General features: G+C 54.9%; 21 protein-coding genes and 1 tRNA gene. 16 read left to right on the top strand and 6 right to left on the bottom strand.

The features are described 5' to 3' along the window. Positions 1-168 precede the first annotated feature (168 nt). From H6853_03580 to H6853_03570, 3 genes are all read left to right on the top strand, one after another. On the top strand, positions 169-945 hold the full coding sequence (locus tag H6853_03580) for a SapC family protein (protein ID USO04363.1): 777 nt from the start codon (positions 169-171) through the stop codon (positions 943-945). A 28-nt stretch (positions 946-973) separates the two neighbouring features. Then, positions 974-1,561, top strand: a complete 588-nt coding sequence (locus H6853_03575; GenBank protein ID USO04362.1) for an entry exclusion 1 domain-containing protein — start codon at positions 974-976, stop codon at positions 1,559-1,561. A gap of 85 nt (positions 1,562-1,646) precedes the next feature. Then, on the top strand, positions 1,647-2,180 hold the full coding sequence (locus H6853_03570; protein ID USO04361.1) for a hypothetical protein: 534 nt from the start codon (positions 1,647-1,649) through the stop codon (positions 2,178-2,180). Between the two features lie 9 nt (positions 2,181-2,189). Here H6853_03570 and H6853_03565 read toward each other — a convergent pair whose 3' ends face one another. Further along, positions 2,190-3,878, bottom strand: coding sequence for an acyl-CoA dehydrogenase (locus H6853_03565; protein USO04360.1), 1,689 nt, complete (start codon positions 3,876-3,878; stop codon positions 2,190-2,192). A 91-nt stretch (positions 3,879-3,969) separates the two neighbouring features. Here H6853_03565 and H6853_03560 point away from each other — a divergent pair, with 91 nt between their 5' ends. Next, positions 3,970-4,929: a transglycosylase SLT domain-containing protein gene (locus H6853_03560; protein ID USO04359.1), complete on the top strand. Its 960-nt coding sequence runs from the start codon at positions 3,970-3,972 to the stop codon at positions 4,927-4,929. A gap of 8 nt (positions 4,930-4,937) precedes the next feature. On the opposite strand, the gene H6853_03555 is transcribed toward H6853_03560, so the two are convergent. From H6853_03555 to H6853_03545, 3 genes are read right to left on the bottom strand one after another with little or no spacing between them, the layout of a single operon-like run. Further along, positions 4,938-5,135, bottom strand: coding sequence for a hypothetical protein (locus H6853_03555; protein ID USO04358.1), 198 nt, complete (start codon positions 5,133-5,135; stop codon positions 4,938-4,940). Between the two features lie 40 nt (positions 5,136-5,175). After that, positions 5,176-6,171, bottom strand: a complete 996-nt coding sequence (locus H6853_03550) for a threonylcarbamoyl-AMP synthase (GenBank protein USO04357.1) — start codon at positions 6,169-6,171, stop codon at positions 5,176-5,178. Continuing rightward, the gene (locus H6853_03545) at positions 6,168-7,232 is read right to left on the bottom strand and encodes an anhydro-N-acetylmuramic acid kinase (GenBank protein ID USO04356.1); all 1,065 of its coding nucleotides are present in this window, start codon (positions 7,230-7,232) and stop codon (positions 6,168-6,170) included. The genes H6853_03550 and H6853_03545 overlap by 4 nt, the downstream gene beginning before the upstream one ends. A gap of 17 nt (positions 7,233-7,249) precedes the next feature. Here H6853_03545 and H6853_03540 point away from each other — a divergent pair, with 17 nt between their 5' ends. Beyond that, complete coding sequence (locus H6853_03540; GenBank protein ID USO04355.1) at positions 7,250-8,521, top strand: tyrosine--tRNA ligase; 1,272 nt, start codon at positions 7,250-7,252, stop codon at positions 8,519-8,521. Between the two features lie 29 nt (positions 8,522-8,550). Here H6853_03540 and H6853_03535 read toward each other — a convergent pair whose 3' ends face one another. Continuing rightward, positions 8,551-11,721: an AsmA-like C-terminal domain-containing protein gene (locus H6853_03535; GenBank protein USO04354.1), complete on the bottom strand. Its 3,171-nt coding sequence runs from the start codon at positions 11,719-11,721 to the stop codon at positions 8,551-8,553. Positions 11,722-11,845: 124 nt separating this feature from the next. Between H6853_03535 and bcp the strand changes: the two genes are divergently transcribed. After that, a complete protein-coding gene (bcp, locus tag H6853_03530; GenBank protein USO04353.1) occupies positions 11,846-12,328 on the top strand; it encodes a thioredoxin-dependent thiol peroxidase in 483 nt (160 codons plus the stop codon). On the opposite strand, the gene H6853_03525 is transcribed toward bcp, so the two are convergent. After that, positions 12,325-13,002: an alpha/beta hydrolase gene (locus tag H6853_03525; GenBank protein USO04352.1), complete on the bottom strand. Its 678-nt coding sequence runs from the start codon at positions 13,000-13,002 to the stop codon at positions 12,325-12,327. The two genes, bcp and H6853_03525, sit on opposite strands and share 4 nt — an antisense overlap. Before the next feature lie 162 nt (positions 13,003-13,164). On the opposite strand from H6853_03525, the gene H6853_03520 reads away from it, so the two are divergent. The 10 genes from H6853_03520 (at position 13,165) to H6853_03475 (ending at position 22,078) form a co-directional block, all read left to right on the top strand. After that, positions 13,165-14,262 (top strand): cysteine desulfurase, encoded by a 1,098-nt coding sequence (locus H6853_03520; protein ID USO04351.1) that lies wholly within the window; start codon positions 13,165-13,167, stop codon positions 14,260-14,262. A gap of 5 nt (positions 14,263-14,267) precedes the next feature. Further along, positions 14,268-14,609 (top strand): 2Fe-2S iron-sulfur cluster binding domain-containing protein, encoded by a 342-nt coding sequence (locus H6853_03515; GenBank protein USO04350.1) that lies wholly within the window; start codon positions 14,268-14,270, stop codon positions 14,607-14,609. A gap of 91 nt (positions 14,610-14,700) precedes the next feature. Next, entirely contained in the window at positions 14,701-15,231 is a 531-nt protein-coding gene (locus tag H6853_03510) for a PAS domain-containing protein (GenBank protein ID USO04349.1), read from the top strand. Between the two features lie 59 nt (positions 15,232-15,290). Beyond that, positions 15,291-16,442 (top strand): tRNA 2-thiouridine(34) synthase MnmA, encoded by a 1,152-nt coding sequence (gene mnmA, locus H6853_03505; GenBank protein ID USO04348.1) that lies wholly within the window; start codon positions 15,291-15,293, stop codon positions 16,440-16,442. A gap of 164 nt (positions 16,443-16,606) precedes the next feature. Further along, positions 16,607-17,071, top strand: a complete 465-nt coding sequence (locus H6853_03500) for a hypothetical protein (protein USO04347.1) — start codon at positions 16,607-16,609, stop codon at positions 17,069-17,071. 156 nt (positions 17,072-17,227) lie between these two features. Next, positions 17,228-17,304: transfer RNA gene (locus H6853_03495), tRNA-Met, on the top strand. A gap of 16 nt (positions 17,305-17,320) precedes the next feature. After that, complete coding sequence (locus tag H6853_03490) at positions 17,321-17,566, top strand: CDGSH iron-sulfur domain-containing protein (GenBank protein USO04346.1); 246 nt, start codon at positions 17,321-17,323, stop codon at positions 17,564-17,566. Beyond that, positions 17,566-18,297: a D-Ala-D-Ala dipeptidase gene (locus tag H6853_03485; protein USO04345.1), complete on the top strand. Its 732-nt coding sequence runs from the start codon at positions 17,566-17,568 to the stop codon at positions 18,295-18,297. The genes H6853_03490 and H6853_03485 overlap by 1 nt, the downstream gene beginning before the upstream one ends. After that, positions 18,294-19,217, top strand: coding sequence for a bifunctional riboflavin kinase/FAD synthetase (locus H6853_03480; protein USO04344.1), 924 nt, complete (start codon positions 18,294-18,296; stop codon positions 19,215-19,217). The genes H6853_03485 and H6853_03480 overlap by 4 nt, the downstream gene beginning before the upstream one ends. A gap of 32 nt (positions 19,218-19,249) precedes the next feature. Then, complete coding sequence (locus H6853_03475; GenBank protein ID USO04343.1) at positions 19,250-22,078, top strand: isoleucine--tRNA ligase; 2,829 nt, start codon at positions 19,250-19,252, stop codon at positions 22,076-22,078. Positions 22,079-22,155: the final 77 nt, after the last annotated feature.

Raw genomic sequence — 22,155 nt, 5'->3', positions numbered from 1 at the left:
GAACTCCGCTAATTCCGGGGTTTTAATAGCACGCGAAGACGAGGATACAAAGGGTTTTTCAAAGCCTTTGGAAAACGTTTTGAGGGTTAAAACGTTCTTAAGGATTGTTTTATACGCTCAAATTTGCTTAATTCCTTTTGAAACAAACTACAGGATCGGAACATCACCATGACCAAGGACACTGCCGCCAAAAAAGCGCCGAAACAGGATAAATCCCATATGCCGCTCTTTTACAAGAGTCCGACGCCGCTGGATGCCAAAGCGCACGCCAAGCTGGCTTTGAAAAAGAATTTTGGACTCGACTTCACAAAAGAGGTCAATGCCGTACCGGTCAACCTGATTGAAATGCCCCAGATTTGCCATACCTATCCGATCGCGTTTTCACCGGATGAGAATGCAACGCCTGTGGCCATTCTGGGGATCCGGGACAATGAAAACCTGTTTGTGGACAAGAAAGGGCAATGGGAAGAGGATCTCTATATTCCGGCCTATATCCGCCGGTACCCCTTTATTTTCTCCGAAATGCCCGGGGGAGACCAGCTTTCCCTCTGTCTGGACATCACAGACGAAGTAACGGAAAAGGACGGGGAGCAAAAATTCTTCGATGAAAACGGAAAACCCAGCCAGCTTTCCCAGAATGCGCTGGAGTTCTGCAAGTCCTACCACGCCGCCGCGCAACACACGGTTGCTTTTGGAAAGGCGTTGCATAAATCGGGCATTCTGGTCGAACGGCAGGCTGAGATCAATATCGGGGACGGGAAACGAATCAACTTCTCCGGTTTCCGTATTATTGACGAGAAAAAACTGGCCGAACTGGAGGATAAAACATTTCTGGAATGGCGGGAAAAAGGCTGGATTCCTTTCCTCTACGCCCATTTATTCTCCGGCGCCCAATGGCAGAGATTGACGCGCCTGTTAAATAAGCGTATGGAAAAAAAGAAATAAGGAAAATAGCGAGAAAAAGGAAAAATCCATGGCAAAAGTCGGGGCACAGCGTGCAGCAGAGCTGACAGGCAAATCCAAATCCACCATCCAGCGTTCCATGAACAGCGGAAAACTCTCTTATGAGATGGATGCCAATAACCGCCGGATTATTGACGTGTCCGAACTGGAACGGGTTTTCGGTTTGCAGTCCCACAACACCGAAAGCGGCGCGTCCGAAGCGGTCGAGGCGGAACTTAAAAAAGCCTCGAACATGCTGGAAATGGAACGCATGAAAATGCAGATAAAAGCGCTTGAAGACCAGCTTGAAGCCGGCAAGGAGCAGATAGAAGACCTGAAAATGCAGCGCGACCAATGGCAGAAACAGGCGCAGCAGGTCCTGCTCACTAGCGAATACAGCCAGAGACAGGCCGAAGAATACAAGGCCGAACTTCAGGCCCGCGAAGAAAAAGCGAAGGTCCGCCGCCAGCAAATGCTCGAAGAGCGTATGAAGGGGATGAAAGGCCAGAACGAAAATCAGAATACGGCTCGAAACAGCGCCGATTCGTCAACCGGCGGCCAGAACTCCTCTTTCCAGGGACTCTGGCAAAAAATTAAGGGCAGCAGCAAGGCCGCCTGAAACGGCCCAATGGAAAGATATACGAAAAGCGGCCCTTTTTTCGGCCGCTTTTTTGTTTTTTCGCCGCTTATGCTATGATGGGCGTATGAAGAACATCCTGTTTTTACTGTCTTTTTTCATGCTGTTTGTACCGCCTGCTGCCGGCGCGGAAATCAAGGACAGCTACTATTTCATGCGGGATGACGGCGAGCAGTCCCCCGAAGAGATGGAGGAAGAGGCTCTGTACGTTTTCGAAACGTGCGACACCAACGTCTACCAGAAAAATTATTTCGATTGCGCATGTATTGCCGGCGCTTTTTTAAAAGAACGGGAAAGGTTGGGCTCCATCGCCCCGCAGGAAGAAATTGTCCATAGCCTGTACCGCAACGGTCCCCCGGAATGCACCAATACGAGCGTTATCGCGGGAGAGGCGTATCAGAACTGCCTGCGCTCCTCCGCCATTTTCCGGGAATTCAAAAAGGATAACGAGGAATATTGCAGCTGCGTGGGAAAAACGGCGGCCAAAAAATTTGCGCAGATGCCCTATTTGCGCACCGACTATATCGAACAGATACACGTGGATTCGATGGTCCTTTGCAACGAACGCGACGAAGACGGCAATCCCCTGCCGCGGGATTAATCCGCCCGTTTAAAATTTCGCGCCCAAAACGGTTTCCGGATCGCTCATCGCGGCCTGCGCCGATATCAATGCGACCGGCAAAACCTGCTGCATGTAAAAGCGCGCCGTTTCTATTTTCCGGGTCAGGAAATCGGAATCGCCTTCGCCCGCTTCCAGTTGCCTGCGCGCAGCCCTTGCAGATTTTTTCATCATCGCCCCCCCTGCCAGCACGGCAAAACTTTTCAGATAGGCGGAAGAGGCTGCCGCCACGGCTTCCGGATTTTTATCGCCGGTTTCCAAAATCCAGTCTGTCGCCTGTTCAACCGCCTCCAAAGTCTCTGCCTGCCGCCCGTCAAAAATATCCTGTATTTCCTGAAGATAGGCTTTGGCCGCGGCGCCGCCGTCGCGCAGGACTTTGCGGAAAACAAGGTCGGCGGCCTGGATACCGTTTGTGCCTTCGTAAATCGGCAGGATCCGCGCATCCCGGAAAAACTGCGCCGCGCCCGTCTCCTCGATAAAGCCCGTTCCCCCATGTACCTGCACGCCCAGAGAAGTCACTTCCTGCGCCAGATCCGTGCACCATGCTTTTACAAGCGGCGTCAATAAATCAACACGGGCCTGCGCCTTTTCATCCCCCCCGCGCGCCAGATCGATCTTCAAGGCCGCCTCATATGTCAGGGCCCGTCCGGCCTGCGTCAGGCTGCGCATCGTCAGAAGCATGCGTTTGACGTCGGCATATTCTATAATCGCTTTTTTGCCCTGCTGCCTGTCTTTGGCATAGGCTACGGCCTTTTGACAGGCGGCCTCCGCAATCGCCACGCCCTGCAACCCCACGGACAAACGGGCATTGTTCATCATCGTAAACATATATTTGAGCCCCTCATGCTCGGCGCCGATCAAATACCCGACCGCGCCGTCTTTTTCGCCAAACACCATCGTGCAGGTGGGAGAGGCATGGATGCCCAGCTTGTGTTCCAGCCCGGCGCATACGACATCGTTCCTGCGCCCGTCTTTTAAAATTTTGGGCACGATAAAAAGGGAAATCCCCTTGACCCCTTCCGGGGCATCGGGCGTGCGCGCCAGCACCAGATGGATAATATTCTCCGCCAGGTCATGCTCGCCATAGGTGATGAATATTTTCTGGCCCGTTATTTTATAACTGCCGTCTTCCTGCAAAACCGCCTTCGACCGGATGGCCGACAGATCGGACCCCGCCTGCGGCTCCGTCAAATTCATGGTGCCGGTCCATTCGCCCGAGATCAATTTTTCAAGATATTCCGATTTTTGTTCTGCGCTTCCGTGACTTTCAATCGCCTCCACCGCGCCCTGGTTAAGAAGCGGACACAGGCCAAAGGACATATTCGCCCCCTGCCACATTTCCTGCACCGCGAAGGCGAGCAGCCACGGCAGTCCCTGCCCGCCAAACTCGGGCGAAAACGGGACGGCGTTCCAGCCCCCTTCCCGATACGCGGCATATGCCTCTTTCCAGCCCGGCGCCGTTGTCACGTCTCCTGTCTTCAGGCTGGCGCCTTCCTGATCCCCGCGATGATTGATCGGCGCCAGAACCTCCGCCGCCAGTTTTGCCGCCGGGTCTAAAATCGCGTCCGTCATCTCGCCGTCTATGACGCCCAAATCGGGATGCGCCGGCAAAGACGAAAGCCCCACCACATGCTCCAGCACAAACCGCATATCCTTCAGCGGCGGAAAATAATCAGGCATATCCATTCCTCTTTCTGTTAAAAACGGGCAAAACTGGCACGGCTCTTGAAACGCTCTTTATCAGACACAGATAAAGCAGGGTTTGTAAGACATGATGAGTTTAAACGGAAATCTTTTACAAAACAACACGTTAGCAGCTCTTAGCGCACGGGCTCCCCAGAATATTCTGGGCGCGATCCAAAAAGCCAGCGCCAAAACGGGGGTCGATTTTGCCTATTTGCTGGAAAAAGCGGATGCGGAGAGCAATTTCGACGCTGCCGCAAAGGCCAAAACCGGCAGCGCAACGGGGCTGTTCCAGTTTATCGAGAAAACATGGCTCAGCATGGTTAAAAATTACGGGCATAAATACGGTCTGGGCGAATTTGCGGAAAAGATCGACGCCCGCAGCCGTGTCTCCGACAAGCTTCTCCGGCGTGAAATTCTGGATTTGCGGACGGACCCTGAAATTTCTTCCTATATGGCGGCGGAATTTGCCAGCGAAAACGAAAACTATCTGAAACGTCATGTCGGCGGCGAGATCGGCTCGACAGAGCTGTATTTTGCGCATTTCATGGGCGCCGGCGGCGCGGCGGCGTTTTTGAAAGAGATGAAAAACAACCCCATGGCGACCGCCGCAGATATTTTTCCCAAGGAGGCGCGGGCCAATCGCGGCGTTTTTTATGATCCCAAAACGGGAAATCCCAGAACCCTGAAACAGGTTTATGATTTTTTTGACCGGAAATTTTCAGGGCAGGAAACAGGCAGCTACATCCCCACCGTGCAGGCGGAAAAAGCCGAAGCCTACAAAGTCGCCGCCGCCCCCGACATGGCCAGAAAACGCGGCTATCAACATATCCCGCCGTCCCTGCAACAGCCGGTCCGTCTGGTTTCCTCCACGAACTTCCGGACCAGAAGCCTGAGCTCTCTGGCGGCTCTCTTATCGGAAGATCAGGCTCCGCGCCTGAGCCGCCTGAATACGGCCGCGGCAGGGACGGGCTTTCCCCCGTCCCTGTACAGCCGCCTGTCCATAAGCCCTTCGGAGCTTTTATTCCTCTCCGCGTTTAAGAAATAAAAGAACCTTTATTTTTCGCGCCGCCAGGCGTAAAAGCCCCAGACGGACAGGCCGCCTGTTGCAACCAAACCGACCCATGAGAGCCAAAGCGGCACCTCAACAGACCCGGCCTGAAGCGGCCAGCCATACACAACGCGGGACAAATGCGCCAGCGCCACAAGAACAAACAGGCAGGCCGAAACAATGATATACATTTTTGAGCACATTATTTTTCTCCTTTCCTTATTGTAATCCGTCTTATCACACTTATCCGGAAGACGCACGGCTCAAACGGTCGTTTATGGCAAGCCCCAGCCCGCGATCCGGGATATTCATCACCGCGATAGCCTTATGTTCCGGACGGTCCAGATCGCGCAGCATGGTAAAAAGATTTGAGGCTGCTTCGACCAGGTCCCCGCTTTCACTCAGATTTTTATACTGCGTGCCGGGCAGGTCCGACGCCGCGCCACCGCCCCGGATGCCCATAAATTTTATCGGGCCGAACGCAAGCAACGCCTCCCCCGCAGCCAAATCCACCGCATTCAGCCGCACCGGAAGAGACGGCGCATAATGTTTCAAAAGCTGCCCCGGGGACTTAATTTCCGACGGGGGCTTTCCAGAACTTCCAAAATCATATGCCACCGGGCCGAGCAAAGGCGCCAGATCCTCCGCCGTCACCGCCCCGGGCCTTAAAATCACAGGCGCCTTGCCGGATAAATCCAAAACCGTGGATTCGAGTCCGACCTCGCAGGCCCCCCCCGCAAGAATAAAAGGCACGCGACCCCCCAGGCTTTCCTGCACATGGCGGGGCGTGGTCGCGCTCGGCTCTCCTGAGGCATTGGCGCTGGGCGCGGCAACGGGAATACCCGCCGCCCGCAGCAGGCTTTGCGCAACCTTATGCGCGGGGACCCGGATGGCCAGCGTGGGCAATCCGGCGCTGGCCAGATCGCTCACGGCGCTGGCCTGTTTGCGCGGTAAAATGAGCGTCAGGGGGCCGGGCCAGAAGGCCTTCGCCACGCTGCGCGCCCGGTCGTCCATTTCCACGTATTTTTCCGCCGCTATCCGGTCCGGCACATGGACGATCAAAGGATTAAAAGACGGCCTGTTCTTGGCTTCGAAAATCCGCGCCACCGCCCGTCCATCCAGCGCATTGGCTCCCAGCCCGTAGACCGTTTCCGTCGGAAAGGCCACAAGGCCGCCCGCGCGTAAAAGCAAGGCGGCTTCCTGAATGGCGTCCTCACCGGCTGTCTTCATCTGTGTCATGGCTTATAGAATACCCCGCCGCTTAAAGGCTCTTTTACACCTGTTGTCTCCGGCAAGGTCAAGGGCAAACCCAGTTTCGCGCGCACGGCCAGATAGGCGAAGCCTTCCGCCTCCAGCGCATCGCCGTTCCAGCCGACCTCTTCCACGGGCGCGACAGGCATATCCAAAACACGGCGAAGCCCTTCCATAATGGCCTTGTTTTTCCGGCCGCCGCCCGTAACCAGAAAGCGTTTGGGCCTTGCCGGCAGGTATTTTAAAGATTCCAAAACGCTACGAACCGTAAATTCTGTTAATGTGCAGGCCCCAGCGGCATCCGGGAGCGCGGCGACCCCCGAAACATCCCAGTCCTGCCGGTCCAGCGATTTGGGCGGGGATTTTTGAAAATAAGGATCGGAAAGCCAGCCCGCCAGACGCGCCTCGTCCGCCTGCCCCTGCAGGGCCAGCGCGCCATCCTTGTCATAAGGAAGGCTCAGGCGCTCTTTTACAAAATCATCTATCAACGCGTTTCCCGGCCCAGTATCAAAAGCCAAAAGCGCTTCCCCCTCTCCCAGATAGGTCATGTTCCCGACCCCGCCGAGATTTAAAATCGCGAGCGGCTTTTCGAGCGGCGCCGCCAGCGCCTGATGGTAGAGCGGCACAAGCGGCGCGCCCTGTCCTCCGGCCTTTACGTCGGCGCTGCGAAAATCGCAGACAACCTCCATCCCTGTTTCCCGCGCCAAAAGCGCCCCATCGCCGATCTGCCATGTGAAACCGGCGGCGGGATCGTGGGTCAGGGTCTGGCCGTGAAACCCGATCACATCCGCCGGATGTCCGAAAGAGGCCACAGCCTCTATATGGGCTCCGGTCAGCAACGCTTCGGCTTCCTTTACGGCCTCATCGTGCGCCCGCCGCCCGAAACAGGCCCGCAAAACCTCCCTCAACGCCTCATCATAGGGAAAGCTCTGGAAGGCGAGAGCTTCAACATATGACCCGCCGTCACTGCGCAGAAGCGCGACATCCACCCCGTCCAGCGAGGTGCCGGACATCAGGCCAATTGCGGTATAGACTTCTGAGCTGTGCATGCGTATAGAAATGGGTTATGACTTACAAATCCGATTTTCTGAATATCTTAACCGAGCGCGGCTTCATTCACCAGTGCAGTGATTTCGATGCGCTGGATGCGCAGCTTTGTGAAGGGGTGCAAAGCGCCTATATCGGCTTTGACGCCACGGCGAAATCCCTGCATGTCGGCAACCTGACGGGAATCATGATGCTGCGCTGGTTTCAGGAATGCGGGCACAAGCCCATCACCCTGATGGGCGGGGGCACCAGCAAAATCGGGGACCCGTCCTTTAAGGACGAACAACGCCAGCTTCTGGACGACGACACCATCGATACCAACATCAGGCATATTCAGGACACCTGTTTTAAACAGTTCCTGACCTATGGCGACGGGCCGACGGATGCCCTGATGGTCAACAATAACGACTGGCTGGATGGGCTGCATTATCTGAGCTTCCTGCGGGATTACGGGCGGCATTTCACCGTCAACCGTATGCTCTCCTTTGATTCGGTTAAAACGCGGCTGGAGCGCGAAAGCCCCTTAAGCCTCCTCGAGTTCAACTATATGGTCATGCAGGGCTACGATTTTGTAGAACTCAACAAACGCTATGGCACGATCCTGCAAATGGGCGGATCCGACCAGTGGGGCAATATCATCAACGGGGTCGATCTCGGTCATAAGGCCCACCAGATGAAACTCTTTGCCCTGACCGCGCCGCTCCTGACCACGCCGGACGGGGCCAAGATGGGAAAAACCGTGAGCGGCGCCGTCTGGCTGAACGCGCACATGCTCTCCCCCTATGACTACTACCAGTTCTGGCGCAACACGGATGACGTTATGGTCGGCACGCTGCTGAAACGTTTCACGATGTTGCCGATGGAAGAGATTACCAGACTGGAAGCGCTGCAGGGACAGGACATCAACGAGGCCAAGAAAATACTGGCGTTTGAGGCTACAAAACTCTGCCATGGAGAGGACGCCGCGACAGAAGCGGAAAACACCGCGCAAAAAGTCTTCGAACAAGGCAGCGTCGGTGATGACCTGCCCTCCGTCGAAATAAACGAAAAAACACTGGAACAAGGCGTGCCGATTCTGGATTTGTTCGTTCAGGCCGGACTGGCCGCGTCCAAAGGGGAGGTGCGCCGTTTGGCCAAAGGCGGCGGCGCAAAACTAAACGACAACAAAATAGACGATATCGAAGCCGTCGCCACCAGTGCGGACCTGACCCCGGAAGGCTACATCAAACTCTCCGCCGGGAAAAAGCGCCACGCGCTTGTCAAAGCGTTAGCTGAAACTGGCCAAAGCTGAGTGAGGGGGCACAATGTTGAATAGTAGCCCTACTCTCCCGGCGCCTTGCCTTCGAAGCCCCCTTCAAACAGGATTTTGCGCAGGAAACCCGGCGTTAAAATAGAAAGCGGATTGACGGAGACCTGCGGGTCTTTGGAAGGTCCTTTCATCGTGTAAGTCGCCGCGATCAGACCGCTCCCGCCCGTCAAAATTTCTCCCACCAGCGGAATGGAGCTTAAAAGAGAGTTCACTTCCGTCATGGGAATCAACGTGCCCCTGATATCCGTCGTATTGTCCCGCTGGTCGACCGTTCCTTCGAAAGTCAGCCCGATGGAAGATCCGGAAGTGCGCCCGTCTTTCAGGATCAGAAGGTTTCCGCCCGGGCGAAACCGCCATTCAAAATTCGACTCCAGCTTGCTGAAGGAAAGACCCTCCTTGTCCAGAAGACTCTGGACCCCGCTTAAGCTCATCACGGACAAAAGCTTGGCCAGTGCGGGCGCTTTCACAACATGGAAATTCTCGATTCTGGCCACGCCGTCCAGATCCCCGTAAAGATTCCGGCCTCTTGGCTCGCCATAGATCAAAAGCGTTCCGCCGCGCGCGTTGCTGTAAAGGTCCATGGCATATAAAAACGCGCCGGCATCCTCGGCCTCCATACGGAAGGTTCGCTTTCCGGCCGCGTCCGGTTTAAAGCGGATATACATTTGCCCGCTTCCCGCCACGGCGTCCATTTCCAGGCGGGTCATGTCTCCCTGCCGGTCCGTCTCCACATAAAGATTTGTGTTTTTGAGACTGCGGTCGTCTTTCGTAATCATCTTGTCCGCGCGCACAGAAATCATCATCGGCTGCTGTTTTTCGCCTGACGGTTTTTCTTTTTCTTCTCTGGACGTAAAGGGCTGCGCGTCCAAAACCGGGCCGCTGGCAGACACTTTTAAAATATCCTGCCCTGTCACTTCAAAATCCAGAGACGTCATATGCGTCGCCCCGATCACGGCCTTTTTCGCCGTCCCGCGGCGAAGCTCGGCCTGTTTTCCGTTCATCGGCGCAAAGATCAAACGCGTGTCCGATAAAAGAAACGCATTTGTTTCCAAATTCAGATTTTGAATCTCTTTCAAAACGCCTTTGGTCAGGAAAGCTTTCAGGCTCAATGTGCCTGCGGTGCCGGACGGTTTTTTATAGTCGAAAGGGTCAATGTGAATCTCAAGGGGCGCCAGATCTCCTGTCACCTGAATGACGGCGCTCCGGTCGCCGCGATCCGTATACACCACATCGACGGGCAACGGGCCGCTCATATATTCGTCCAGCGCGATTCCGAAATGGTTTCGGAGGCTCTGGTCGGTAACAATTTGCGCCTTTATTTGCGACTCGAACGGTTTGCCTGCAGGATCGAAATACTGCGTCCAGTCCAGCGTGACATCCCGCCCGTCCAGCTTCCCGTCTCCGTTTACGAAAAAGGCGCCTTCTTTCGTTTCCAGCTTGAGCGGTCCGCCGGTCAGGTCCAGCCCTTCAACCACTTTCGGAATGGTCACCTCCGTCAGCGTCGCCTGAACCTTCACATCGACCTGCTCCTTTGGAACATCCTTGATCGTTGGAAAATTAAGCTGCGCCGCCATGTCGATGCGGCCCTTGACGCCGTTCACATCGAACCCCAGCGTATCGCCCATCGCAATCGGTTCGTCGGAAATATATTTAAACGCCGTAGAAAGTGGCCCGGCGGCTTCGAAAGAAATATTGGCCATGCCGCCGCCGGCCACCAGGATATCGGTAAAAACGAGTTTGGCATTCCGCCCGGTCACGTCACCGATTTCGGCATATTCTCCGTTGATTTCCAGGCGGTCGCCGGAAAAATCGAACCGGCCCGTGCCTTTGCCTTTTTTGGCGGGCATCAGGCTGTCGCTGTATTTGACATCCACCCCGTCAAAGGAAAAATCAACAAGCGTGTCAGACGTTTTGACGCCCCACCCGGACCCGGCCTCTTCCTTTTCCGCCAGCAGGGTCGTCTTAAAAGACACGTCTGAAAAACCGCCGCCGCTCAACCTGTGCAAAAGCCACTCCGCCGCCTCGCCGTCTTTTTCGGACTTCGGGAAAAAGGGCGGGAAAGCCTCCAGCGGAAGTGTCTTGACCTGCAAAGACAAGGGCGCCGTTATTTTTTCCGCCTCAAACAGGGCCTCTCCCTGCCCGTCAAAGGACACATTGTTTATGTCCGCCTTGAACGAGCGGACGGACAACTTCTTTCCCCCGGCATACGCAAGTTGGGACGAAAGGTTTTTAAGAGTAATCGGATGATCGAAGTGATCGGGAAGATCGAGTGTTCCTTCCGGGATGTCCAGTTTTACGCTGGCCTCCTGCAGGTTTAAATTTTGGTCGAGGCCCGCCAGAATTTCCCCGTTTAAAATAAAATCCTGTCCCTCCATCCGAATATCTTCCGGAAGAAACTTTGAGAAGATAACAGGATTCATCTCATGAATATTGGCGCTCAACGTAAAATCTTTCTGGGCGTACCGGTACATCAGATCAAGCTTCACCCCGGCAAATCGGTCCGCCGCCGAAGGCAGGCTCAGCCCGAGAAAGGCGTGAATACCCTCCTTTTGCTCCCGCAGGTAAAAATTTAAATTGCTCAGGTACCATGACGTTCCCTGTTCGTAATCGCGAATAAAGGCGCGCGCCTGCCGGATTTCGATGTTACGCAAGGCTTCAAAAACGGTCATTTTCCGGAACTTCGGATCTGCCGCTTTTTCAAAAAAGCGGATGACTTCCTCTTTTATGCCGGACGTACCCTGATCCTGCGGTTTTTCCTTTGGCGTATCCCCGGTGATTTCCTGATCCTGAATGAAAAAATCTATATTCCCGTCCCTGCGCACCAGCAAAACGGAAGGACTTTGCAAAATCAGGGAGACAGGCCGCACACGCCCGAGCAAAAGATGCGGATAGGAAAACCGGAGATCCACATCATCCACCGACAAAGCGGACGTTCCCGCTTCCTCTTTCAGCAAGGACACCTCTTCCATATGAAAGAGAATGGGCCCCTTCCGCTCCGGCCAGGCCAGCGACAGCGCGCCGATTTTAACATGAAGGCCGCTTTCGCGGTCTTTCAGCGCGGCCTCGACATAGGGCTTGGCGAAAGCCAGATCGACAGGCCCCGCGCTCATCCGCCAGACAAATATGCCGCCCGTGACAAACAGGAAAACGGCCAGAATGCCCAGACCGTGCAAAAAATGCATCAAAGAGCGGTGACTTAACTGTAGAAATCCTGATTTCAAAACCGGCCTTCCGGGGTTAAAATGTTCACACTTCATTTATACGCATTTGCGCAGCGGAAAGCACATAAGAAAAAGGAAATAAATCATGGCAAAACTCAAAACAGGACAAAATGCGCCTGATTTCACGCTCCCCCTTGACGGGGGCAAGACACTCACGCTCTCGGCATTGAAGGGAAAGAAGATTGTCCTCTATTTTTATCCAAAGGACGACACGCCCGGCTGCACAAAGGAATCCTGCGCTTTCAGGGATCATCTGGAAGAATTCGGCGCCCGGAACGCCCTTGTCCTCGGCCTGTCGAAAGACAGCGTCAAGAAGCACGATAAATTCAAGCAAAAATATGACCTGAATTTCCCGCTGGTATCCGACGAGGAAGGAAAGGCGTGCGAGGCTTACGGCGTCTGGGTTGAAAAAAGCATGTATGGCCGGAAATATATGGGCATCGAACGCACGACCTTCCTGATCGACGAAAGCGGAAAGATTTCGCATATCTGGCATAAGGTAAAGGTCGAAGGCCACGTGGAAGACGTTTTGAAGACCCTGACGAAAAAAGCAAACGAAGCCGCCTAGGCGATCTTTTTCAAATCGAGCTTGACGTTGCGGCCGCTCTTTTCGGCCTTGTTCATATGGTCATGAACGTGGGAAATCATAAGATCGGTCTGGTCGTGGAAAAAGTGGTTGGCCCCGTCGACCACGCGGTAGTCGATCTTTATGCCTTTTTGCGCATGAAGTTTCTCGACCAGTCCGCTGACGGAAGATTCCAGCACGACATCATCGTTCCTGCCCTGCAAAATCAGGCCGGACGACGGGCAAGGCGCCAGAAAGCTGAAATCGTAGAGATTGGCGGGCGGCGCAATCGAAATAAAGCCTTCGATTTCCGGGCGGCGCATCAAAAGCTGCATGCCGATCCAGGCCCCGAACTGGAATCCGGCCACCCAGACATAAGGCGTTTCGGGATTAAGGTCCTGCATCCAGTCCAGCGCCGTGGCGGCGTCGCTCAGCTCCCCTTCGCCGCGATCGAAACACCCCTGGCTTTTCCCCACGCCGCGAAAATTAAACCGCATGGTCGAAAATCCCCGCAGGCGCATGGCCTGATACAGCAGGTAGGTAATCTTGTTGTTCATCGTCCCGCCATGCTCGGGATGAGGGTGCAGGATAAGGGCCAAAGGCGCATTTGGAAGTTTGGAAGGAGAGTAGCGGGCTTCAAGACGGCCTTCGGGGCCGTTAAAAATAATCTCGGGCATTTTAAGCGACTCTACTCCTTATGATTTTTCTATAATCTTTTACAAGAGTTGTCCGTCCTTATAGATGAGCGAATCGGTAAAGTCCAAATATTTCTTATAACGTGTTGATTTTATTGTGGATAGTCACTATACAGGCAAAAACTGATTCAAAGGGCCTTGAATATGGACTCTATCTATCTTGACTGCAACGCGACAATGCCGATCCGGCCTGAGGTGCTGGAGCTGGTCGGGCAGGTCATGCAGGAAACGGGCAACACGTCTTCCGTCCATCATTTCGGACGCCGCGCCCGCGCGCATACGGAGCAGGCCCGTGAAGCCGTCGCCAACCTGACGGGCGTCCGGCCGCAACAGGTGGCATTCAATTCCGGGGCGACGGAAGCCAACAACACGGTCTTGTCCGCTTTTCGTGAAAGCCCTGTCCTTATTTCCGCGATCGAGCATCCTTCGGTTTTCAAAAACGCCCCGCAGGCCCGCATGATTCCCGTCACAAAAGACGGCGTTGTCGATCTGGAGGCGTTTGAAAAAATCCTGAAAGAAGGGAAGCCGCCCGCCCTTGTCTCCGTTATGCTGGTGAACAGTGAAACCGGGGTCGTGCAGCCCGTCAAGGAGATTGCCGCGCTGGTCAGGGAAACGGGCGCGCTGGTCCACACCGATGCCGTGCAGGCCGCCGGACGCATTGCGCTGGATTTCGAAGATCTGGGTGTGGATTTTATGAGTCTCTCCGCCCACAAAATGGGCGGGCCGCAAGGTGTCGGCTGTCTTGTTATCAGGGAAGGCGCAGACTTGCCCTCTTTTATGTGCGGCGGCGGGCATGAGCAGGGACGGCGGGCAGGAACGCTTAATACCGCAGGTATCGCCGGATTCGGGCTGGCTGCAAAGCTGGCGCAGCAAAATCTTGGCACATGGGAAAAAATCGAAAAACTGCGCGATCATCTGGAAAAGGAACTTCAAAAAACCGCTCCCGAAGCGGTCATATACGGGCAAAACGTCCCGCGGGTGGGTAACACGTCCAATATCGGCCTGCCCGGCGTTCCGGCACAGACGCAGCTTATGGCCCTTGACCTGGAAGGCATTGCCGTATCTTCCGGCAGCGCCTGTTCTTCCGGCGCCTTTAAACCCTCTCACGTTCTCACCGCGATGGGCGCCGACGAAGACGCGGCCAAAAGCGCCTTGCGGATTTCCCTCGGATGGGCTACGACGGCGGACGAAATAGAACGCTTCATCGAGGCCTGGTCAAACATTTATCAAAGGACAGCGTAAAACAAATGCCCAAAATAACCATGATTATGAAAGACGGGGCCGAGAAAATCATTGAAGCCCCTGCCGGGCTGTCCCTGATGGAAATCGCCGTCAAAAACGGAATCGAAGCCATTGAGGGCGCTTGCGGTGGGTCCCTTGCCTGCGCGACCTGTCATCTCTACGTCCATCCCGACTGGTGGGACAGGTGCCTCGGCGAGGAAGACGAAAAATCCGAAGAGGAAGAGGACATGCTCGACCTGGCCTTTGACATCCGCAAAAAGTCCCGGCTGGGCTGCCAGATTATGGTTACCGAAGACATGGACGGCCTGATTGTCGCCATGCCAGGCGCAAAGGTGGACTGGGCCTGAACGTACAAACATCTTCCGAACGTCCTTGCCGGATGCTTTTTCCTTTTTCCTGTGTTAGCATGGGCGTGGAAAAAAGGAAGCGCATTACATCATGACAACTCACCCCCTTCCCCTGACAGGCGTCGAGCGCCTTTTGAAAAAGGACGACATCATCGTCAGCAAGACAGATCTCAAAGGCCGGATTACCTACGCCAACCGGGTATTCATGGATATTGCCTGTTATGAGGAACATGAGCTGATCGGCGCGCCGCACAGCATCGTCCGCCATCCCGATATGCCCCGCTGCGTTTTCAAACTGCTGTGGGATACGATCGAAGCCAAAGGCGAGATCTTCGCCTACGTTGTCAACAGGGCCAAAAACGGGGATCATTACTGGGTGTTTGCCCATGTCACGCCGAGTTTCGATGCAAACGGAAACCTGACCGGTTATCATTCCAGCCGCCGCGCCCCCGATAAAAACATTGTGCAGAATACGATCGTTCCGCTGTACAAGACGCTTCTGGAAGAAGAAAACCGCCACAGCAACCGCAAGGACGGCATGAACAGCGCTACCAATATGGTGCTCAACCTGCTCAAGGAAAATAACGTAGGGTATAACGAGTTTATTTTCTCGCTGCTTTAACGTTGAAACATTATGGCAATTTATTGCTTTTTGGCGCATAAAGCCATATAGTCCGCGCCATGACCGGAAACCTCAACAGCCTTGGAATAGATAAGGACCCGAAAGACACCCGCGTCGTGGTGGCCATGTCCGGCGGCGTGGACAGCTCCGTCACGGCGGTGCTTTTGCATGAGCAGGGCTATGACGTGGTGGGCGTCACGCTCCAGCTTTACGACCATGGCGCGGCGACCATGCGCAAAGGCGCCTGCTGCGCGGGGCAGGATATCTATGATGCCAAGCGCGTGGCCGAAGAAAAAGGCTTCCCGCACTATGTTTTGAATTATGAAGACAAATTCAAAGAATCCGTGGTGAACGATTTTGCCGACAGCTACATGGAAGGCCACACGCCCATCCCTTGCGTCCGGTGCAACCAGACCGTCAAATTCCGCGATCTTCTGAACGTTGCCCGCGATCTGGGCGCCGAATGCATGGCCACAGGCCATTATATCCGGCGCACGGTCAACCCCGAAACGGGGCGGGCCGAATTACGGCGCGCCGTTGATGAAGACAAGGACCAAAGCTACTTTCTTTTTGCCACGACACAGGAGCAGCTTGAGTTCCTGCGCTTTCCCCTCGGTGGCTGGACCAAGGAAAAAACGCGGGAAGAGGCCCGGCGTCTCGGGCTGCTTGTCTGCGACAAACCGGACTCGCAGGATATCTGCTTTGTCCCGAACGGCGATTATGCGGCGGTCGTTAAAAAAATCCGCCCCGAAGCCGGGACACCGGGCGACATCGTGCATATAAACGGGCAGGTTCTGGGCCGGCATAACGGCATCGTGAACTACACCGTCGGACAGCGCAAAGGGCTGGGTATTGGCGGCGGGTTCAATGACAATAACGACCCGTTCTATGTGGTGCGCGTGGACCCGAAAACCCGCCGGGTGATCGTCGGCCCCAAAGAGGCGCTGGCCCGCGATATCATCGAAATAGAAGAATGTAACTGGCTCGCCGATATCCCCGCGGAGGGGCTGGATGTCGAAGTCAAACTCCGCTCCGTCAGTTCATCTTCGCCCGCGCGGCTTTTTGCAAAAAATGGCGGGAAAGCCGAAATCCGTCTCGAAACCCCGCAATATGGCATCGCCGCGGGGCAGGCCGCCGTGGCCTACGCGCAAAACCGCGTGCTGGGCGGCGGCTGGATTATTGCGGCGCACAACAGCGATAATTCTATTTAAAATCAACAGGGTAACCCCCCCTAAAAACAGCCTCTTATGCGCCCCAGTCTTAGGAAAGCGTTAAGGGGTGTGTGTTATTATGTCCACTATTGGAAATAAAGCACGGTCTTGTAGTATAATTATACATAATATTACAAGATGGTAAAAAAACGGGGAAAAATAACATGGCAGACTGTACAGATATAAAAGGTTCGGCGCTTGCCAAAACCGACATGGCTATGGTCAGAGAAGGGCTGATGACACCTCAGAATGCCTGCGAAGCGAAAGGCGGGACATGGAATGCCGAAGGCGAGGCCCTGCAGGCAAAAAACGTTCCCCCGATAAGACAGGAATTCGAGGGCAACAGACAGGAACTCTCCTCAAATGAACGGGACTTTATGCAGCGCTACGACAGGCAGGCCCTCTTTGCCAATAACGGGGTGGCCTCTCCCGATCCTGCGTCGAAGCAGATCACGCCCGAAATCATGGAAGGAATTGACGCGCAAGAGGCAAGACATCCTATTGTCCAAAGGGCTTTTGACGACGTCATGGGCCGGCCGGAAGCTTTCAATCTGAAAGTTGAAGAAAATAACTTTGTAGAGCAAAAACTCGGACAGGGCGCGCACGACTTTACGGCGATGAATCCCTAGAAACCGGACAAACCTCCAAAACCATTCCGGGCCGCGGGCGGACGTAAGCACGCCCGCAGGTCTTTTCTCGCATCAAAAAATAGCGGCGCCCAACACCATGCGCTTGACAAAATCATCCTAAAAAGGCGATAACGTCGCGGTTGGTGTACGCCAAAAGGCGGTGTAGCTCAGTTGGTTAGAGCAGTGGAATCATAATCCATGTGTCGGGTGTTCAAATCACCCCACCGCCACCATTTAAGGACCGATCATATGAATCAACCGAAAATCGCCGCCACGTCCCCGGTCGAAGTCGAACTGGAAAAAGGAAAATCTTACTTCTTCTGCACCTGCGGGCACTCCGGCACGCAGCCTTTTTGCGACGGCACGCATAAAACCGAAGCGCCGGATTTTAAGTCTTTTAAATTTGAGGCTGAAAAAGACGGAAAAGCCTGGCTGTGCCGGTGCAAACAAACCAAAAACCCGCCCTTTTGTGACGGCGCTCACAAAAACCTGTAATGAAATCCGTCTCCCCCGCCTTGCTTGTCCCGATGGATATGTTTTGCGGGGAAGAACCGCTCGCCGTTGACCTTGCCTATGCCGTCGCGGATCATCCCGAAAATATTTTCGGCCGGATTTACCGCGGCGACGCCCGCCTCTGGAGCCATATAGATCTGGCCCGCGTTATAATTCTGACCGCCCGAAGCCTCCATGCGGAGTTTGGATATATGCTGGAGCTGAAAGATTCCCTGCGCACCGTGGACGCGCAGGAAGCCATGCAGGAAACGCCGGTTGTCAAAGCCAATCCGCACTGGTGCGCGGAGGGTCCCGCGCGCCTGCTCGCCCCGCCCGGGCATGGCGGCCATCCGCGCGGCATGGCGGTGGATGTGTGCGTGCTGGACCGGGACGGCGCGCCCGTTGATATGGGCACAAAGTTCGACCATATGGAGCCGAATGCCGCCCGCAGCTATACGGGGTTTAACGAAAAAATCCTGCAAAACAGGAAAAACCTCGAAAGCGCTTTTGTTTCGTCCGCCAAAACCCTTGACCTCCCGCTATTGCCCCTGCCGTCCGAGTGGTGGGATTTCCGGTTTCCTGCGGATACCTACACGCAATACGCGCCGTTAAGGGACGCCGATCTGCCGCCGCAAATGCAAATGACGGGGCAACAGGACTCCGGCATCCCCGATTTCCCTGAAACGCACTTTGACAAACTGAAAGAAACCCTTCTTAATTCTCTCCCGTCATGAAAATTTATACTGCATTGGAGAACCTACCTGAAGATGCCCAAGGCGCCGTCATCGCCATCGGCAATTTTGACGGCGTGCATAAGGGGCACCAGGCGCTTTTAAATGCGGGAAAAGCCCGCGCAGCGGAATTGGGCACGGCCTTTGGCGTCCTGACATTCGAACCCCATCCCCGCCGCCTCTTCCGGCCGGATGAGCCGCCCAGCCGGATTACCCCGGCAGCGCTCAAGGCCCGGCGGCTCGCCGCCCGTCATGTCGATTTTCTCTGCACGCTTACATTCGACTGGGACTTTGCCTCCCAAAGCGCCGAAGCCTTTATAGGGAGCGTCCTCAAGGGCGCCCTGAAGCCCGCCCATATCATCGTCGGGTTCGATTTTTGTTTCGGGCAGCTTCGCAAAGGCAATGCCCAAACGCTCCGGCAGGCGGGGTACGAGGTCACCTCCATCGAAAAAGTCACAGGCGAAAAGGGGCAGGATTATTCCTCCAGCCGCATCCGGCAGCTTTTGCGCAAAGGCAATATCGAAGCCGCCAACGATATTCTGGGCTGGGAATGGGAAATGGAAGGCCCCGTTTTTCACGGGGACCGGCGCGGCCACGATCTGGGATTCCCGACGGCCAACGTCCTGCTCGGGGAAACGCTGCATCCGGCCTACGGGGTCTATGCAGCGCTCGTAAACATCGAAGGTGAAGAGGGCTGGCGCCCCGCCGCGACCAATATCGGCATCCGCCCGATGTTCGAAGTCCCGGAAGGCCAGATCGAGGCCCATATTCTCGACTTCGAAGACCGGGATATTTACGGGCGCCTCCTGCGCGTGCGGCCTGTAAAACGCCTGCGCGGCGAAGCCAAATTCGAAAATCTCGAAGATCTCGTCACGCAAATGAAAACAGACTGCGCCCAGACCAGATCCTTACTAAACACTTGATTTTAGCGGCTTAACTTCGCATATTGCGCGCTATGAGCGATACACAAGACAGCAAAGACAAATTCAAAGACACCGTCTTCCTGCCGAAGACGGATTTTCCGATGCGCGGCAACCTGCCGCAGAAAGAACCGGACTTCGTCAAACAATGGCAAGAGATGAACCTCTACGGGAAACTGCGAGAAGCTTCCAAAGACAAACCCAAATGGATTTTGCATGACGGCCCGCCTTACGCCAACGGCAATATCCATATGGGGCATGCGCTCAACAAAATCCTGAAGGATGTGGTGAATAAAAGCTGGCAAATGCTGGGTTATAACGCCCCTTACGTGCCGGGCTGGGATTGCCACGGCCTGCCGATCGAATGGAAGGTCGAGGAAAGCTACCGTAACGCGGGCAAAAACAAAGACGACGTTGATTCCCTTACCTTCCGGGCGCAATGCCGCGATTTCGCGCAAAAATGGGTGGATACGCAAAGCGCCCAGTTCCAGCGCCTCGGCGTGATCGGGAACTGGGAAACCCCGTATCTGACCATGACGCGGCATGCGGAAGCGCAGATTGTGCGCGAAATTCACAAATTCGCCCTCAACGGCGGTCTGTATAAGGGGCTGAAACCCGTCATGTGGTCCACGGTGGAAAAAACCGCTCTCGCCGAAGCCGAAGTCGAATATAAAGACCATAAATCCGTGACCGTCTGGGTGAAATTCCCGGTAAAAGAAACCAAAACCGATGCCCTTAAAGGGACCTCCATCGTGATCTGGACCACGACCCCGTGGACGCTTCCCTCCAACCGCGGCATTGCCTGCGGGGAGGAAATGGAATACGGCGTCTACACGGTCGATGCGGTCGGCGAAGACAGCCGCGCGCAAATCGGCGATCGCCTGGTCCTTGCCGACAGTCTTTTGGAAGACGCGAAGGAAAAAGCCAAAATCGAACAACTCACGAAAGAAGCGGGCCTGAAAGGCACGGATATTCTGGGAACGGTTTGCGCCCACCCGCTCCACGGCAAAGGCTACGACTTTGACGTGCCTGTCCTGTCTGCCGATTTTGTGACGGAAGAAACGGGGACCGGCTTTGTGCATATCGCCCCCTCCCACGGCGCGGACGACTTTGTTCTGGGCAAAGCCTCCGGCCTTGAAATCACCGACAATCTGACCGATGACGGAAAATTCCGTGACAGCGTCCCGCTTTTTGGCGGCATGGAAATCTATGACCGGGACGGCAAGATGGGGGAAGGCAATTTTGCCCCGATCAAGGCGATTGACGAAGCCGGGTGCCTGCTGGCCAAAGGCTCCCTGAAACACGAATACCCACATTCATGGCGCTCCAAGGCGCCGGTCATCTTCCGCGCCACGCCGCAATGGTTTATCGCGATGGATAACGAGATCGGACTGCGCACAAAAGCCCTGAAAGCCATTGAAGACACGCGATGGATTCCGGAGAAAGGAAAAGCCCGCATCACCGCCATGATCGAAAACCGGCCCGACTGGTGCATCTCGCGCCAGCGCGCCTGGGGCGTTCCGATCGCCCTCTTCGTCTCCAAAAAGGATGGCAGTGTTTTAAAAGACGAAGCCGTTTTCAAACGCATTGCCGACGCCTTTGAAGAAGAAGGGGCCGATGCGTGGTGGTCGAAAAGCGCGCAGGACTTTTTGGGCGGCAAATATAAAGCCGAAGACTTCGAACAGGTCTTCGATATTGTCGATGTCTGGTTTGAATCCGGCTCCACCCACAGCTTCGTCGTGGACAACCGGGAAGAGCTGGGCGTAGAAAAATCGGACCTTTACCTTGAGGGCTCCGACCAGCACCGCGGCTGGTTCCATTCTTCTTTGCTGGAATCCTGCGGCACGAAAGGCCACGCGCCTTATAAAAATGTTCTCACCCACGGGTTTGTTCTGGATGAGAAGGGCTACAAGATGTCCAAGTCTTTGGGCAATGTCGTCGATCCGTTAAAAATCATGGAACAATCCGGCGCGGATATTCTGCGCCTGTGGACCATGACATCCGATTACGCCGAAGATATCCGCATCGGGCAGGACACGCTTAAAAACACGTCCGACCTGTACCGCCGCATTCGAAACACGCTGCGCTTCCTGCTGGGCGCGCTGGAGGGTTTCACGGAAAATGAAAAAGTGGATTTAAAAAATCCGAAGGATTTGCCGGAACTGGAGCAACTCCTGCTGCACGAGCTTTCGCAAATGGACAAAGCCGTTCGTCAAAGCATCGAAGGCTATGATTACGGACGGCTGGCCGGCAGGCTCCACGGTTTTTGCAATAACGAACTCTCCTCTTTCTATTTCGATATCCGCAAAGACCGTCTGTACTGCGACGCGCCGGACAGCTTCGAACGCCGCGCCTGCCGCAGCGTTATGGCGCATATCTTTGATTGCCTTGTGACATGGCTCGCGCCGATTGTGTCCTTCACGGCGGAAGAAGCCTGGTCCTGCCGCCCGCAGGGCGTTTTTGAAAATGCAGAAAGCGTGCATTTGCGCGAATTTCCCGTTCTTCCTGAAAACTGGGAAAACGAGCAATTGGCAAACAGGTGGAATGAAATGAAGCTGCTTCGTAAACAGGTCCTTGAATTCATCGAACCCCTGCGCGCCAATAAAGAACTCGGGTCCTCTCTGGAGGCCGAAGCCATAATTACGACGCCGCTTGATACCGTTCTCGAAATGAAAGAAGAAATGGCCGACATTTGCATTATATCGCAAATTGAATTTAAAAAAGGCGATCCTGCAATCGTCATCAGAGAAGCCGAAGGCGAAAAATGCGTGCGCTGCTGGAAAGTCCTGCCGGAGGTAGCGGAAAGCGCCGATCATCTGTGCTCGCGCTGCACGGATGTCGTCACCCATAAAAAGGCGGCTTAGACTTGGGCTTATTTGTTTTTACGGTTCACGCGTCCGCAAAACCGTCGGCGACGCCTTGAAACATATGCTTGAAATTT

This window comes from Rhodospirillales bacterium (assembly GCA_023898765.1).
In the GTDB taxonomy this organism is placed as follows: Bacteria; Pseudomonadota; Alphaproteobacteria; order Micavibrionales; family Micavibrionaceae.
This window is presented reverse-complemented; position numbering and strand designations above follow the sequence as displayed.

Coding starts and splice junctions, on each gene's coding strand:
- H6853_03580 (USO04363.1), top strand. CDS start 169: ATGACCAAGGACACTGCCGCCAAAAAAGCGCCGAAACAGGATAAATCC.
- H6853_03575 (USO04362.1), top strand. CDS start 974: ATGGCAAAAGTCGGGGCACAGCGTGCAGCAGAGCTGACAGGCAAATCC.
- H6853_03570 (USO04361.1), top strand. CDS start 1,647: ATGAAGAACATCCTGTTTTTACTGTCTTTTTTCATGCTGTTTGTACCG.
- H6853_03565 (USO04360.1), bottom strand. CDS start 3,878: ATGCCTGATTATTTTCCGCCGCTGAAGGATATGCGGTTTGTGCTGGAG.
- H6853_03560 (USO04359.1), top strand. CDS start 3,970: ATGATGAGTTTAAACGGAAATCTTTTACAAAACAACACGTTAGCAGCT.
- H6853_03555 (USO04358.1), bottom strand. CDS start 5,135: ATGTGCTCAAAAATGTATATCATTGTTTCGGCCTGCCTGTTTGTTCTT.
- H6853_03550 (USO04357.1), bottom strand. CDS start 6,171: ATGACACAGATGAAGACAGCCGGTGAGGACGCCATTCAGGAAGCCGCC.
- H6853_03545 (USO04356.1), bottom strand. CDS start 7,232: ATGCACAGCTCAGAAGTCTATACCGCAATTGGCCTGATGTCCGGCACC.
- H6853_03540 (USO04355.1), top strand. CDS start 7,250: ATGACTTACAAATCCGATTTTCTGAATATCTTAACCGAGCGCGGCTTC.
- H6853_03535 (USO04354.1), bottom strand. CDS start 11,721: ATGCATTTTTTGCACGGTCTGGGCATTCTGGCCGTTTTCCTGTTTGTC.
- bcp (USO04353.1), top strand. CDS start 11,846: ATGGCAAAACTCAAAACAGGACAAAATGCGCCTGATTTCACGCTCCCC.
- H6853_03525 (USO04352.1), bottom strand. CDS start 13,002: ATGCCCGAGATTATTTTTAACGGCCCCGAAGGCCGTCTTGAAGCCCGC.
- H6853_03520 (USO04351.1), top strand. CDS start 13,165: ATGGACTCTATCTATCTTGACTGCAACGCGACAATGCCGATCCGGCCT.
- H6853_03515 (USO04350.1), top strand. CDS start 14,268: ATGCCCAAAATAACCATGATTATGAAAGACGGGGCCGAGAAAATCATT.
- H6853_03510 (USO04349.1), top strand. CDS start 14,701: ATGACAACTCACCCCCTTCCCCTGACAGGCGTCGAGCGCCTTTTGAAA.
- mnmA (USO04348.1), top strand. CDS start 15,291: ATGACCGGAAACCTCAACAGCCTTGGAATAGATAAGGACCCGAAAGAC.
- H6853_03500 (USO04347.1), top strand. CDS start 16,607: ATGGCAGACTGTACAGATATAAAAGGTTCGGCGCTTGCCAAAACCGAC.
- H6853_03490 (USO04346.1), top strand. CDS start 17,321: ATGAATCAACCGAAAATCGCCGCCACGTCCCCGGTCGAAGTCGAACTG.
- H6853_03485 (USO04345.1), top strand. CDS start 17,566: ATGAAATCCGTCTCCCCCGCCTTGCTTGTCCCGATGGATATGTTTTGC.
- H6853_03480 (USO04344.1), top strand. CDS start 18,294: ATGAAAATTTATACTGCATTGGAGAACCTACCTGAAGATGCCCAAGGC.
- H6853_03475 (USO04343.1), top strand. CDS start 19,250: ATGAGCGATACACAAGACAGCAAAGACAAATTCAAAGACACCGTCTTC.